The 16,339-nt window shown below is 45.6% G+C and carries 3 protein-coding genes; all 3 read right to left on the bottom strand.

Going from position 1 to position 16,339, the window contains the following annotated elements; translation table 11 throughout:
- Nucleotides 1–16: 16 nt before the first annotated feature.
- From M1M80_RS03735 to M1M80_RS03725, 3 genes are read right to left on the bottom strand one after another with little or no spacing between them, the layout of a single operon-like run.
- Nucleotides 17–4,543 (bottom strand): type I polyketide synthase, encoded by a 4,527-nt coding sequence (locus tag M1M80_RS03735; protein WP_060398084.1) that lies wholly within the window; start codon nt 4,541–4,543, stop codon nt 17–19.
- A complete protein-coding gene (locus tag M1M80_RS03730; protein WP_060398083.1) occupies nt 4,536–7,205 on the bottom strand; it encodes a non-ribosomal peptide synthetase in 2,670 nt (889 codons plus the stop codon). The genes M1M80_RS03735 and M1M80_RS03730 overlap by 8 nt, the downstream gene beginning before the upstream one ends.
- Nucleotides 7,206–7,224: 19 nt before the next feature.
- Nucleotides 7,225–16,320, bottom strand: a complete 9,096-nt coding sequence (locus M1M80_RS03725) for a hybrid non-ribosomal peptide synthetase/type I polyketide synthase (protein WP_060398082.1) — start codon at nt 16,318–16,320, stop codon at nt 7,225–7,227.
- Nucleotides 16,321–16,339: the final 19 nt, after the last annotated feature.

Raw genomic sequence — 16,339 nt, 5'->3', positions numbered from 1 at the left:
GAAATCAGCCTCCCATCTATTTTCGTCTCATTCGCTGTTTTCGCCGATTTTTCCCTTCATTTATGGCTTTTTGGCGATCTGGCTCTATTCCTTTTATGTGTAAGTCATCACCGCTTTGCTGTGCTTTGACGGCTTGGGTTAATGATGCAACCGTCGGGTGGGCATACATCATCACAACCGGGATATCCACGCCAAGCTCGTTTTTGATTCTCCCGCTCACCTGAAGCAGATCAAGTGAAGAGGCTCCTAATTCAAAGAAATTCATATTTACATCTGTCTCAGAATGAAAATAATCTTTAAAAATATTCATTAACCTTTCTTCAAGTGTGTCCAAGCGGTCTTTTGTCAGCACATGCGCTGCGGTTTGTCTGTCCTCTTTCACATAGCTGTCTTTCATTCGTTTGTTTACATCCTGCAGCGAAATCAGGACTTGCGGGTAGCGCAGCTGCAAAGCTCTCATAAACGCTTTCGCTCCTTGAGCCGGCAGGATTCCTTGGTGTTGCTCCTCTTTGTCCGCTATCTTCGAAAGAATGGCTGCCGTTTCTGATTCATATGCCATCCCTACTTGTTCCCAACGGTCCCAGTTAACCGTCACCATGTTTTCACCTTCTTTTCGGCATGCGTGAGCATAACTGTCCAAGAATGCGTTTGATGCAGCGTAGCCGACTTGGCCCCCCGCTCCTAAAAATGAAACAAGAGAGGAACAAATGAAGAAGAAGTCCGGCTGTTTGTTTCTAAGCGCTTTTCTTAACAGAGCGGTTCCTGTTATTTTGGCTTTCGCCATATGCCTCTCATCGTCTGGTGTCCTTGCGTGAATTACTTTGCCATCAGGAATGCCTGCTGCATGAATAACGCCATGAATGGCTTGTCCGAAACGAGATTCTGCCGTTTGCAAGGCTTTTTGAAGCTCTGCCTCGTCTGAAATATCCGCCTGCAATACCAGCACCTCAGCTCCAGCCTTCTCGAGCTCTTCCACAGCCTTGAGTTTTTTGGCTGTATCGCCATTTGCTCTTAGTTTATCGGGCAGTCCTGTCCGGCTTAGCAGCACAAGCTTTGCTTGAACTGTTTCAGCTAAATGAGATGCAAGAGATAATCCAATCCCCCCAAGGCCGCCTGTAATGATATAAACTCCTTTATGCCTGAGATTGCCGGCCATATCAATCTCATCTTGCTTGCCCGGCTGCTTCGCCTGCCGAATCCATCTGCTGTTTCCGCGATAAGCCACAATAGGCTGATCATCCTCTTTTTTAAGTTCATAAGAAATCATTTCAGGCCAGCTTGATTGACCGAGTCGCGGGTCCGGACAAAGATCAACAGCTTTACAGCTGATCTGCTTATACTCTTGCGGAATGGTCAAACAGACTCCGGTCAGCGCAGCCTGATGAGGCTGAAGATCCTCCATTCCCGTCACATCGTGAGCTTGATTGGTCACTACGGTCATGTTTAACCTTTTGTTGCTCTCTGTTCCAAGTAAACGGACAAGATCAAGGAGAGGAAGATAACCGGCTATTGTGTGCTCTGCAATATCTCCATCACGACAATCACAGTCTTGCAGCCACATCCAGATGATTTCATCAGGGATAAACCCTCTTGCATTCAGTTCATCCAGCAGCTTCCGAAAGTGGGCCGTATCACGATGATTTACCGTAAACGTGTTTCTGTCTGTTTCCGCAAAGTAATCACCCGGCTGGACAGACACGGCTTCCGCTTGCTGTTTTAGGAGATATTGGCTGACATTACTGTTTTCTTCAAAGACAAGTATCCTCTTTCCTTGATGAGTGAATGTCTCATTGACTGGTTCCATTCGTTCCCAGAACGGTACGGAAAACCACTTATCAAAAGGAAGCTGTTTTTCACTTGAAGCAACGTTTAATTTCAATTCGTTTTTGATCTTTTCTTCCATGCCGCCCTGAGATGTTTGCGGATCAGGAAATACTTGATGCTCAAAAGGATAAGTCGGAAGCGGGACCCTTTCGTATGAGCCCCCTTGGCGAAAGTGCTCCCAGTTCATGTTTACACCATGCGTCCAAAGCCTGCCGATGCGGTTTAACAGATAGACACGATCAGATGATACTTCCTTTGGATGCCTGATCATGTTTACCGCAGCATGTTGCTCCGTCATAAAACCCTCATGTTTTCTCACAAACTGCGTCAATGTGTTTCCTGGCCCGATCTCAACAAATACAACATTGCCCATTTGTAAAAGTGTGTTCAGCCCTGAATGAAAATCAACCTTTTCCATGATTTGCGAAGCCCAGTATTTCGGATCTGCGGCCTGCTCTGCTTGTATCCAATCGCCTGTCACATTTGAAATAAACGGAAGGCCTGGTGCTTTGAATTCCATATCTTGCAGAATATCAGCAAAACGAGATGCTGCCGGCTTCATCATGCTTGAATGAAACGCATGGGACGTTTTTAAGTGCTGAATTGCCACTCCTTTCGCCTGAAGGCGCGCGGCAAAAGCATTGATTGGCTCCATAAGACCTGATACAACCGATAAATCAGAGCTGTTTGAAGCCGACAGCTCAACCCCCTCTGTCAATTCCATTTCTGTCTCTCTGCCAGACAGTCTGACGCTCAACATTTCTCCCTCCGGCATTTCCTGCATCAATCGGCCTCTCATCGCAACCATATGAAGCGCGTCTTCCAATGAACAAATGCCTGACAGACAGGCTGCCGTTAATTCCCCTATGCTGTGGCCAATCATGTATTGCGGTTTTAAACCTTTTTTGATCAAGAAGGACGCCAGCGCATATTCAAAAGAAAATAAAATAGGCTGCGTATATGAGGTTTCATGGATAAGCTGTTCGGCTTCTTTGCTTTCTGCTTCATTAGCCGGAAACATGATGCTTCTAATATTGAGTCCTTCCTCAGCTTGCAGAATGGTAAAACAGCGCTCCAGCTCCTCCTGGAATACGGGCTCCATTTCATACAGTTGTTTCCCCATATTGACGTATTGAGAGCCTTGCCCGGAAAACATAAAGACAACTGCCGGCTTCTCCAGCGCCATTGAAGAATTTGCCATATCGCTTGTTATCCCTAAAGGACCAGCCGTAAATGCCTGACGATACTGAAAATGCCTGCGGCCCTCTTGCAGTGTATATGAAACGTCTTGGAGCGGTACCTCTTCATTCTCTTTTATAAATTGCTTGACCTGATCCGCGGCCTTCATTGCAGCTTTTTCAGATCGGGCAGAAATAAGCATAAGGCAGTCTTCATGATCCTCTTGATGACGTCTTTCCTTCATCGGAGGCTCCTCCATGACAACATGAACATTCGTGCCGCCGATCCCAAAGGAACTGACGCCCGCTCGAAACACCCGGTCAGATGCTGTCCATTGTTTTGCTGATGTGCTGACATAAAAAGGACTGTTTTCAAAATCAATTTTAGGATTGGGCTTTTTGTAATGAAGGCTTGGCGGCAGGGTTCTCGCTTTGAGACTCAGCGCCGTTTTAATAAACCCCGCAATTCCCGCGGCGGAATCCAAATGACCGATATTTGTTTTAACAGAGCCGATCGCGCAGAATTGCTTCTTTTCTGTTTGAAACGCTTGTTTAAGCGCCTCTATTTCAACTGGATCTCCTAACGAGGTACCCGTGCCATGCGCTTCGACATAAGAAATACTTTCGGACTCTACACGGCTGATGTTCAGTGCTTTTCTAATGACATCTGCCTGCCCTTCGATACTTGGCGCGGTGTAACCGACTTTACGGCTGCCGTCATTGTTATATGCTGATCCTTTAATGACAGCGTAAATATGATCTTGATCCTTCAGCGCCTGCTTTAAAGTTTTCAGCACTACAACACCGCAGCCTTCACCCCCGACTGTCCCTTTTGCTTCCGCGTCAAATGCGCGGCAGCGGCCGTCCGGCGACATAATCATCCCTTCTTGATACATATAGCCCTTTTTATGGGGACAAGTCACCGTTACTCCTCCGGCCAGCGCCATTTTGCAGTCGCCGGTAAGCAAAGCTCTGGATGCGAGATGCACAGCGGTCAAAGAAGATGAACAGGCTGTATCCACTGCAATACTCGGCCCTTTCAAATTCAATTTGTATGAAATTTGTGTATTCATAAAATCCTTGTCCGTCAACTGAACAGCAGCAAACTGCTCAGAAGAACTGCTGCTTCTCAGCAGCATTGAACTTGCCTGCCAGTACAAATTCGCAGACGCAGCGCCGAATAAGCCGATAGGCTGTGAATAGGTTTCGGGATTATAGCCGGCGTTTTCAAGGGATTCCCACGCGACTTCATGAAACATCCGCACTTGCGGATCCATTACCTCAGCTTCGCGCTGTGAGTAGCCGAAAAACGCTGCGTCAAAGTGGTCATGCCGGTCTACTTTTCCTTTGGCCCTGACATAATTCTTATGATCGAGCTGTTCTTTAGGCACACCGGCTTCCATAAGCTCTTCTTTTGAGAAAAATGTAATGGATTCCGTGCCCGTTTTGATATTCTCCCAAAACTCTTCAATATTTTTGGCACCGGGGAAACGGCAAGCCATTCCGATAACCGCTATTTCTAAGCCTGTTGTTTTACTCATCAGAAATCCCGCCTAACAGTTGTGCGACATTTTCTAAATCCTCCGCTGCCTCTTCCCCACTCTCAGCATTTGCCTGAGAACCCTCAGACTCCGTTTGCCGGCTGAGCTGGGCAGCTATTGCCGATACGGAGGTATATTGAAACAGCTGAACAACAGACAGCTCTTGTCCAAACTGCTCTTTCAATTTGTTCGATAATTCTACGATGTGAAATGAGTTTCCGCCGATATCAAAAAAGTTATCTTCCATGCTGATATCAGATTCAGGTATATTCAAAATGCCAGCAAAAATGGAAACCAGCTTTTTCTCAGTTTCATTGTGCGGCTTTATGACCTGCTCGTCAGATTCAGGCTCTTCCATAGGATCTGGGAGCTCCTTGAGATCAAGCTTCCCTGACAGGTTCATTGGAAATGAGTCCACGCGGATGAATCGTCTCGGAATCATATAACCCGGCAGCTTTTCTCCTAAAAACCCTCTCATTTTTCGAGTTTTCAGTTTTTGATCGGAAATGAGATACGCCACAAGAAACTGATCATCTGATTCCTTTTGAACTGGAATAATCACCGCGTCATGAATGATTTGTCCCGACTCCCGGTAATCAAGCAAGGCTTTTCTAATCTCATCAAGCTCTACTCTGAATCCTCTTATTTTCACTTGATCATCATACCTGCCAAAAAATTCGATTAAGCCGTCAGAACGCCATCTCGCCAAGTCGCCGGTATGATAAAGCTTGCCGGCAGGAATATGCTGCGGTTCTGTAAATTTTTCTACCGTCAGCTCTGGCTGACAGATATATCCTCTTGCCACCCCGTCTCCGGCAATGCACAGTTCTCCGTATACGCCAATGGGCACAGGCTGTCCGCAATGATCCAAAATATAAATCTGTTCATTCGGCATCGGCCTGCCGATCGGTACGACAGCTTCATTCCAATGCTCAGGTATGGTAAAAGCCGCTGACTGTACAGTACATTCCGTCGGACCGTAATTATTTGTCATCACCGGCTTATCAGCACGAAACGTTTGTAAATATTGCTGAACCAATTGGGGCGGCAATATTTCGCCGCCAGCCATTATTAACTTCAATTCGTCAACGTGATGCGGCTCTTTCTCAGCGGCTTTGAGCATTAGGCGCAAATGAGAAGGTGTCGCATCTGAAATATGAATGCGGTTCTCCTCATAAAAAGACCACAGCTGCTTTCCATCCATCCTTGCATGATCCGGTGCAATATATAAGGTGTGTCCAAGAAGCACTGCCGGAAATATCGTTTGCACGGATGCGTCAAAAATATGTGAAGCAAGCATGCCGATGCGGAGATGCTCTTGTGAAAACGGCTCAAAATGAAGGCTGTCAATGCCATATACTAAATTGATGACTTGACGATGCTCCACCATCACTCCTTTCGGTTTTCCTGTTGTCCCTGATGTATACAGCACATAAGCGAGATTTTCAGGAGACGGCAGACGCCCATGCTCCGCCGCCCCTTCAAATTTCATCATTTCCTCTATAAATAAGCTTTTTTGATTCTCAGCAGAAATGTCATAATCCTCATTCGTGATCACAAACCGCGAACCGCTGTTTTTCAGCATATAATCCATCCGTTCGGACGGCATATTTACATCTATCGGCAAATAAGGACATCCTGCTTTCAATATGCCTAATATGCCAATAACCATTTCTGCTGAGCGATGAACCATCAGCCCCACAGGCTCCTCATGACGAACACCTTCTTTTATCAAAAAAGCAGCAACCCGGTCTGACAATTCATCAGCCTCACCGTATGTGAAGCTGACATCTTCATACACAATTGCAGGCTGATTAGGTTTGAGAGCTGCCTGTTCTTTGAAGAGATCGACAATCGATTTTTCTTTCGGATAGGGCTGATTTGTGTGATTAAATGTCGTGATGATTCTCTCTCTCTCCTCATGAGAAAGTAACTGCAGCTCAGAGACCAGAGTCTCAGGCGCCGACAAAGCCCGGTCCGCCAGCATGCAAAAATGGCCCGCTATCCGTTCAGCAGTATCAAATGTGTAATGCTTCAAATTCCAGCTCAACTTTCCAGTCAATGTCCCTTCATCACGCTGAATGGAAATAAGTATATTCGTGTCCAGCGCTTTCAAAGAGGACGGCTGCTGAAGACCATTCATAGCAAGGGAAACGCCGAAGCGGGGCTCCTCTTTTTTATGCAAAGGATGAAGCTCGTCCAATAGTATTTTCACAGGATAATTTTGATGGGCATACACTTCTTGAAAAGCTTGTTTCACATGCTCTAGACAGTCTCTGAAACTCATAGAAGGATTGATTTTCACCAGCAGCGGAAGAAGATCATTGATCACCGGCTGTGTTTCCCGCTGTCTCAACACAGGGGCCGACGCCATGATATCCGTTCTTCCGCTGTACCTGTGCAGCAATGTGACTGCCGCAGTCATAAAAATGATAAACATACGCAAATCTGAAGCTCCGGATGCCTTTAAGATGGCCTTTTCCAGCTGAGCCGGGAATGAAAAAGTGAATGAAGCTTCTTCATCGTTTTGATCAAGAAGCTGTGAATCATAAGGAAAACGGCAGTCCGACGGGATTTGAGATAATAGAGAAGTCCAATATTGCCGCTCCTTCACTTTTTCAAGAGCTGCGGTTTTCAATTGAAAGACATCGGTTTGGTTCATTGTTATTCACCTATTTCTGCTAGATTTTCAGATCGTCTAGTTCCAGCAACGATACCTTTTCTAAATCATTGATGCCTGAAGTCAGGTCAATATCCTTGAGAGCGGTTTGCTTACAATCAATCACGGCTGACAGCACCTTTTTAATCCCTTTCGCAACGCTTTCAATGGTTTCTCTTGTAAACAGCTCAGTGCTGTATTCAATGACAGAAGATAAACCGTTTTCGTCTTCTGAAGCGATCCAAAGCAAATCAAACCGGGAAACCGCTGTTTCATATTCATAGTCGGTTAGTGTGATCCCGTCTACCTCTAAAGCAGGCTGGCTTAGATTCTGCAGAGCAAAAACGGTATCAAAAATATGGTTCCTATTTAACGTCCTATCTAACTTCAAATCTTGAACCATATGTTCATACTGATAATCTTGATAATCAAAGTCATCAATCACCAGCTGCTTGACATGGTGCAGAAATTGAGTGAACGTCATCTCTTTTTTCGGATAAAACCGAAGCGGAAGCATATTAACGAATATACCGATGATCCGCTGCAGTTCCTCCTGCCTTCTCCCTGCGACCGGAACGCCGACTACAATGTCGGACTGTCCAGTGAGCTTGTGCAGCAGGATTTGATAGATTGATAAAAGTCCCATAAACAGCGTGGCATCTTCATCGGCCATAATGGATTTAAACGCCTCAAGCTCTTTTTTGCTTATATAAAAACGATAATGGGCGCCGGCAAAGCTTTTGACATCAGGTCTCTGGTAATCAGCCGGCAGCTGAAGCTCCCGGAAGCCGTCAAGCCGTTTCAGCCAATATGTTTTCACCTCATTCAGATCTTCAGACTGAAGCATCTGATTCTGCCATTCTGAGAAATCTTTATATTGCAGCTCTAGTGGTGCAAGCTCCTTGCCGTCATACAGATCCATAAACTCGCTGACCAAGATATCCTGAGATAAACCGTCAGAAATAATATGGTGCATATCGAGCATCAGAATATACTCGTTTTCAGAGTTCTTAATAACACCAGCTCTCATCAGGGGAGCCTGATCAAGCTGGAACGGCTTTAAAAAGCTGCTGATGACTTCTTGTTCTTTTTGGTTTTGCCCTTCCTGTCCTGCCACATTTGATAGGTCAAAAAAGTCTGCATGAAATTCCGCATGCTCAGCTATGCACTGCATAGGAACACCATCTATTGCTTTAAAGGATGTTCTTAAACTCTCATGACGATTAATCAATTGCCGGAACACATTCTCAAGCCTTTGCATATCAAGCTTTCCTGCAATCCGGCCGGCAGTGAACTCATTGTAGCCAGTGCTTGTTTGATCTAACTGCTGAACAAGATAAAGCCGTTTTTGCGCTGAGGACAACGGATAATAATCCCGTTTTTCAGCTTTTTCTATCTTTCTGTACATCTTCTTGTCGGCTTGGCTGATAAATTCGGCCATCTGCCTGATCGTCGGAATGTTAAAGAAATCCGGCAGCGCAATTTCCACATTGAATGCTTGATGAATAATGGAAATGAAAGTAATCGCCTTTAACGAATCCCCGCCCATCTCAAAGAAATCATCGTCTATGCCGATTTGATCAATCTTGAAAAATGACTGCCAATGAACAAGGAGTTCTTTCTCCATATCAGTTACTGGTTCAACATATTCAGCAGTAAGTTCTGGCCGCCCGTACAGCGAAACGTCCTCTTGCTCTTCACCGTTAGGCTGCTGCAGACGATTCACATATTTTTGTATCCTCTCCTGCAGATCCGTGGCAGACACTACAATCTGATCCATAAGATCAAATGTGAAAATTTTCTCGAAAACCTCTCTGCCCTCATGCGCACGAATCAGGGTATTTTCTAAATCCCCTCCGACTGGAATATCCGGTTTTTTGCCGTCTTCAAATTCCCAGCCGTCTAAATTTAGGGCTGTCCACTGAACAGGATGCTGCGCATTATGTTTATATACAAAGGCATCAACAAACTGGTTAACCGCAGTATAGGCGGTAAATCCAAGTCCTCCCAATATCGGAGACAAGGACGAAATCAAAAAGCAGAAATCAAGCGGTCGATCGGCCAACACTTTTTCTAATACCGCAACGCCCGTCATTTTTGCTTGAAAGTGAGTATTCGAAAAACTTCTATCCGTTTGTTCCATCATCCTGAATGATTGTTCGCCTGTTATTCCAGCTGCATAAATTACACCATGAATGGAGCCGTACTTACATTCAGCCAGATGAACCAGTTCAGACATATCCGCTTCACAGCTTGCATCCGCAGCAACAGCAGTGACTTCTGCGCCTGTTTTTTCTATCTCATATATTGATTTTATTTTTTTAACGGTTGGATCATCCTCAGCATGCGTGCTGATTAAGGACTCCCATTCACTCCGCGGCGGTAGGCCGGAACGGCTTGTCAGAATCAGTTTTCCTTTTGTTTTCTCAGCAATGGTTTTTGCAGCATGTAAACCGATGAAGCCCAGCCCGCCAATCAGAATATATACGCCTCCGGGACGAAGGTGCCCCTGCGATGATTCTGCAGGCACGGCTTTGTGAATAAAATTCCTGGTGTACCTTTTATTATTTCTGTAAACCGTTAAGAGATTGCCTGATTCGGTCATCAGCTCTGATCTGATGAGTCCCAGCAGCTTGTCTTCTTTCCAGGAATCTTCTTTCTGTCTGTCTATATCAATCACTCGATAGCGAAGGAACGGTGTTTCCTGAGATATGACCATACTCGGCCCCAGATGTACGGCTTTCTCTGGATACAACGTGTCTTCTCCGCCAAGCTGATACGTAAGGGTCGATAACACAAAGATCGAAATGTCCTGATTTGTTCCTTTCTTTTTCAAAGCTTGGCCTAAGTAAAGCAAAGAGTAATAGGATTCGTTTTGCATCTGCTCAATCCACTCGGCATCAGCGGTTTCATTCTTCTCTGCCAGCCCCCAGAGGTGCAAAATCCGGCTGTACTGAATCTTTTCCTTCTCCAACACTTCAAAAAGACGGCAGTAATCTTCCGCAGAGTCTGGGCGGAGTGTGTACACTCCTTTTTCAACCTGCTGAAAGTTATGCCCTTTTTTAACGATGACACAAGAAGCACAGGTGGATTGCAGCCCCTGAATAAGCTTATAGGAAAAATCTCCATCCTCCATGAAGACAAGCAAACGTTGTTCCGTCGCTTCAATCTCGCGGGAAATCGGCAGGATTTCTTTTTCCCATTGCGGCAGATAAAACCACTCCTGAAGCAGGAGCTTTCCTCCTGAATGTTTTTTGCCTTTTCCGCTGGCAGTATGTTTCCGTTTGTGCCAGAAGGATTCCTTTTCAAAAGGATATTGAGGCATAGTAATTTTTTCAGGATGTCTGCCCTCGTGCAGCCCGCGCCAATCAATGTCCGCGCCATACATCCACAGCGTGCCAATTCTGCTGAGTAAAAATTGGACATCTGACATACTCTGTCTGCTGTGTTTCAGCACATTGCAAGCATGCTGGCGCAGCTCATCGTTAATCGATCTCTTCACCAGCACACTTAAATCTTGTCCCGGGCCGATTTCGATAAAAATAGCATCTTCCTGTTTCGTTAACACGCCAATACCCTCGGCAAAGCGAACAGTCTCAGTCATGTGCCGTTTCCAATAGTCATAGTCCGCAGCTTCTTCATCCGCTATCCAGTCTCCCGTTAAATTCGAAAAGAAAGGAACATCCGGTTTTTGATAAGAAATGCGCTTAGCCGTATTTCCAAATCGTTCAGCGGCGGAAGCCATGACGTGTGAGTGAGCAGCAATTGAACCTTTTACTCTCATACAAAGCACTTTTTTGGCTTTTAACTGTTCTTCAAATGCGGAAATGTCAGACTCAAGCCCCGACACAATGCAAGAAGCGTCATTAACAACAGCCAATGAAATGCAATCAGGGAGAATCGCTTTCAGTTCTTCCTCTGGCATTGGCACGCTTAGCATGATGCCTGACGGCGCTTCGTGCATCGCTTGTCCACGCAAGCTGATTAGCTTGATGGCATCGCTTAGCGTAAACACTCCCGATACCGCGGCAGCCGTTAATTCACCGAAGCTGTAGCCGATCATAGTCCATGGCCGCAGCCCCCACTTCATCAGCAAAAGTGACAGCGCATATTCCAGCATAAAAATAGCCGGCTGGGCATATTTCGTCTCTTGAATCTTTATCGCGGCAGCGTCTTCATCCTGCTGGTCAGGGTATAGAATATCCTCAAGCCTCTCACCGGTCGCTTCATAGAATTCTTGAAAACAGTGATCCATCGTCTCTTTGAAAAACGGCTCCTCCGTGTACAAATCTCTGCCCATGTTCACATATTGACTGCCTTGGCCCGAGAACATGAAGATCAATTTTTTCTCCTTTTTTTCCTGAATCCGCGACATTCGGCTGAGTCCTCTGTCCTTCTTCTCGGAAAGCAGGCGGATGACATCCTGTCTGTCCTTTGCCACAAACATTTGCCTATAATCAAAGTGCTGTCTTCCGGCCTGCAGCGTATAAGCGGCGTCTGCTGCATTAAGCTCAGAGTTCCTTTCCATGTGTTCGAGCAAAAGGTCTTTCGTTTTTTCTAAAGCATTCATCGTTTTTGCTGAAAGAGGAAACAGCTGATACGAACGCGAATGTTTTTCACGTTCACTGACAGGCGCTTCCTCCAGAATCACATGGGCATTGGTGCCGCCCATACCGAACGAGCTCACGCCTGCTCGTCTTGGGGTATTTGTTTTCTTCCACATTCGGAGCTTGTCATTCACTAGGAAAGGACTGTTTTGAAAATCAATATTCGGATTCGCTTCTTTAAAATGAAGACTAGGCACAAGTTGTTGATGCTGCAGAGAGAGAACTGTTTTAATGAGACCCGCCGCTCCGGCAGCAGCATCAAGGTGTCCGATATTCGTTTTTACGGAACCAATCCGGCAAAACGCGGTCTTATTTGTTTGAAACGCTTTAGTTAAGGCTTCAATTTCAATTGGATCTCCGAGAGCTGTGCCTGTCCCGTGGGTTTCCACATAGCTGATGGTTTCCGGTTCAATCCCCGCGTCGGCAATCGCATCTCTTATAACCTCTGTCTGGCCTTCCACACTCGGCGCATTGAAGCCTACCTTTTGGTCACCATCATTGTTGACCGCAGATCCTTTTACAACCGCATAGATCCTATCGCCGTCAGCCAAAGCGCGGCTCAACGATTTCACTGCGACAAATCCGACACCATCGCCTCCTACAGTGCCTTTCGCGTCTTTATCAAAGGCTCTGCAATGGCCGTCTGGCGATTTCACCATATTCTCTTGATAGATGTAGCCTGACTTAACCGGATGGAGAATGGACACGCCGCCTGCGAGAGCCATATCAGATTCTCCATTCAGCACTGATTTGCAAGCCAAATGCAGCGCGACCAAGGAGGTTGAACAAGCTGTCTGCAGGGTAATGGCTGGACCTTTTAAATTAAGTTTATGAGCAACCCGCGTGCTGATCGTATAGGTATCATTTAAAGAGCCGATTTCAAACAGCTCTGACATCCTGCCGTCTAATGAGTCAGCGAAATGCTGGAGCCATTGAAAATTTGAGGTTGTTCCTGTAAACAAACCGATTTTTCCTTCATAATCAGCTGAAACACACCCTGCATCCTCCAGCGTTTTCCATACATACTCATGAAGAAGACGGATTTGCGGATCCATGACCTCTGCCTGTCCCGGTGAATAGCCGAAGAAGGAGGCGTCAAATAAATCGGGGCCGTCGATGATTCCTTTCGCCCTTACATAATCAGTTCTCGTAAATGTTTGTTCATCAATGCCTTCCGCAAACAGCTCTTCATCAGTGAAAAAAGAGATGGATTCCTTGCCATTTTGCAGGTTATGCCAAAATTCATCTATGTTTTTAGCTCCGGGGAAACGCCCGGCCATCCCGATGATGGCGATGCTGTCATCTGAAGGATCCTTCCGCTTTGATATGAATGGTGTTTTCTTTTTTGATTGCTCTTCATCATGACCTGATAAGAATTCAGCAAGCATCTGAACTGTTGGACGGCGGAACATCTCAACCATCGGAATACTTTTTCCCGTTTCCTTAGAAAGCTGCTGATTGACTTGGATCAAATGCAGGGAAGTGCCGCCGATTTCAAAAAATTTATCCTGAACATCGATGCTGTCTTGACCAAGTACACGTTTCCAAATCTCCAGCACCATCTTTTCTGTTTCAGAAGCTGGTGCTGCCGCAAGTGCCTTTCGTTTTGTCTCTGCAGCAAGCTCCGGCAGTGCTTTTTTATCCAGTTTTCCATTGGCCGTCAGCGGCATCTCATCCATCACAATAAATCGGGATGGAATCATATATTCCGGCAAATGACGGCGCAAGTATTCACGCAGCTGCTTTTCATCAATCGTCTCATCAGTGAAAAGATAAGCAGCCAGGCACGGTGTCTGGGACGCGTCCTTCTTCACGACAGCCGCCGCCCCTTTTATACGTCCGTACCGGCAGAGCCAGTGTTCAATCTCCCCGCTCTCAATCCGATAGCCCCTAAGTTTGATTTGGTCATCGTTTCTGCCTAAAAACTGAATGGTTCCATCCGGTAAAAAGCGGGCTGCGTCTCCTGTTTTATACATTTTTTCTCCGGGTTTAAAAGGATGAGCCACAAAGCGCTCTGCCGTCAGTTCCTTCCGGCCTAAGTAGCCTTCTGCCACTCCTTTTCCGGCAATATATAGTTCTCCCGCTGCTCCCTGGGGCAGCAGGTTCATATGTGAATCAAGAATGTATATATCAGTATGTGCTGCAGGCCGGCCGATCGGCACATACAGATCTTTATCCCTTTCAGATGAGTAGCGGTGAATCATGCAGCCGACTACCGTTTCCGTCGGGCCATATTCATTAAAAATTTCAATTTTCCCATCGAAGTTCTCTTCAATTTTCGCCGCCAAGGAGGTTTCTAATTGCTCTCCCCCCAGTATCAGGCACTTCATCACACTGTCCTGAAACGGCATCCCGGAAATGAAATGCAGATGGGACGGCGTTAACTTCATAACGTGGGCTCGATTATCTTTCAGAATTTGTTCCACAAGAAGCTGCTTGTTTGTATCCCGATACACAATAATTGCGTTTCCGGTTATAAGCGGGGTAAAGATAGAAGTTACTGTTAAATCAAAAGATAAAGACGTATAAAGGGCAAAATCTCTATTATCACCTCTTACATATTGCTCGGCGGCCCAGGAAATATAATTTTCAAGACCAAGATGCTTAACAAGCACCCCTTTTGGCCTGCCTGTTGTTCCAGAGGTATATATGCAATACGCAATATCCTGCGGACCGTAATGTTTCACCAGATTGCTGTCGTTTCCTTGATAAAGGCTCTGATCGGTAATATCTATTTTCACACCATCGTACGAGTAAACCAGCCCCTCAATATCCTCTGTCAGCAGCAGGTTTACCCCGCTGTCCTGAAGAAGATATTCAATTCTTTCCGGAGGATAATCGGGATCAACCGGAACATAAGCGCCGCCCGCTTTTAATACAGCGAGACACGCGATCACCATTTCAATTGAATGTTCTGTTAAAATACCGACTCTTTGTGCGGGTTTGACTCCCTGACTTTCTAAAAAGCGGGCAAGCTGATTCACTTTTTTATTTAATTGATCATAGGTCAGGGATTCCGAGCGAAATTCCACAGCAAGAGCGTCCGGCGTCTTTTCTGTCTGCCGTTCAAACAAATCAATAACAGTTTGATGTTTGTTGCCGGTCAGACCTTTATAATTGCAAAACTCTTCAAGTTGATAATGCACTTCATCTTGTGAAAGCATATTCAAGCGATGCACAGATCTGTCTGCCGGATACTCAATCACTTCCGATAACAGGTTGAGAAAATGATCCCCCAGCTGCTTCACTTGAAGAGCAGACATGACACCAGGATTGTATATAAATGAAAAATGGATATGTTCATCAAAAGCTTGTACACTCAATGTCAAATCAAACTCAGTTTGCTCAAACATGTCATATTGTTCGATTGAAAGAGGAAGACTGTTTGACTTAAGCATCTGATCAAGCGGATAATTTTCAATCACGACAATCGTGTCAAATAATGACTGCTCAGCCGTCAGCCCCGCATATGTTTTTAAATCAGACAGCGGTGTATGTTCATATTCACTTCTTTTGGCAATCTGCTCATGTGCAAGCTGAATCACATCTAAAGGCGTGGATTGAGGCGCAAAGCGAAGACGAAGCGGAATGGTATTAATAAACAGCCCCGTCATTTGTTCTATTCCCGGTACATCGGCGCTTCTTCCTGACACGGTTGTCCCGAACACCACTTCTTCTTGATCAGAATATTTCTTTAGCAGCAGACCCCAGACACTATATAGAATTGAAGCAAGCGTAACTTGCCGTTCAGCAGCGAGTGAGCGCAGAGCTTTCCCTGCTGAAACCGGAAGCTGTATTTCATGTTTAGAAAAAATAGCATTTCGCTTCCCTGGTCTTTCTGTATTCGGCAGCAATTGTACAGGCTCCCAGTCTTTCAATAACCCTTTCCAAAATGACGCCTGGCTGTCTTTTGTTTTACGCTGCTGTTCCTGCTTCCATTTCACAAATGCTTGATATGACGGTTTTTGAGAAATAACAGGTGTTTGACCCATGGATAACGCTTGATATGACTCCATCCACTCTTTGAGGACAATCCCCATGCTCCAGCCGTCCATCAGGATATGATGAAAGCTGATCATCATCCAGATCCCGTTTTCTTCTATTTGATAAAGCGTGACACGAAAAGGTACTTCTTGAAGCTGAAACGGCTCTTTCCGATCACGCGCCGCAAGCTCCTCCTTCAGCTTTTCCTGGGAAATGCCTTTCTCGAACGAGATGCTCTGATAACGGATATCTATTTTATGATGCTTTAATATAACTTGAATGGGCTTAGCTGTTTCCTTCCACCTAAACACCGTCCGCAGCATTTCATTTTGCCGAACCGTTTGCTGCCATGCTTTTTCAAAAAGATCGCGGGCTGGTTCGCTCTCCAGTTTTATCAGCATTTGTTCAAAATAAGCATTACCTTCCGGCTCCATTAAATGATGAAAAAGCAGACCTTCCTGAATGGTTGTCAGTCCGAGAATGTTGGCTATGTTATTTTTATCTATTTTATTCATTTGCTCACTCACAGAATCCTCTCCATCCTCT

Source organism: Bacillus inaquosorum (genome assembly GCF_023238325.1).
Lineage (GTDB): Bacteria > Bacillota > Bacilli > Bacillales > Bacillaceae > Bacillus > Bacillus inaquosorum.
Note: the sequence above shows the minus strand (reverse complement) of the source record. Positions and strands in the feature narration are given on the sequence as shown.

Bases quoted from the DNA above. Each gene is read 5' to 3' on its own strand.
- M1M80_RS03735 (WP_060398084.1), bottom strand. From the start codon at position 4,543: ATGAGTAAAACAACAGGCTTAGAAATAGCGGTTATCGGAATGGCTTGC.
- M1M80_RS03730 (WP_060398083.1), bottom strand. From the start codon at position 7,205: ATGAACCAAACCGATGTCTTTCAATTGAAAACCGCAGCTCTTGAAAAA.